Here is a 252-nt window from a genome sequence, read left to right as displayed (position 1 = left end):
AGGAAAAGAAATCAACCGAGATTCCCCTAGTAGCGGCGAGCGAACGGGGACCAGCCGAGCGATGCGAGTTAGTAGAAGGCTCTGGAAAGTGCCGCCATAGTGGGTGATAGCCCCGTACACGAAGACGAGCATCGACGTATTAAGTAGGCCGACACACGTGTTATGTTGTCTGAAGATGGGGGGACCATCCTCCAAGGCTAAATCCTACTGACTGACCGATAGTGAACCAGTACCGTGAGGGAAAGGCGAAAA

At 53.2% G+C, this 252-nt stretch carries 1 rRNA gene; it reads left to right on the top strand.

Going from position 1 to position 252, the window contains the following annotated elements:
• Nucleotides 1-252: ribosomal RNA gene (locus ACY2RR_RS24575) — 23S ribosomal RNA — on the top strand; the annotation flags it as partial.

It is taken from the genome of Parendozoicomonas sp. 2304DJ65-17, from assembly GCF_058148445.1.
The sequence above is the reverse complement of the archived record's forward strand: the minus strand, read 5'-3'. Positions and strand labels throughout refer to the sequence as shown.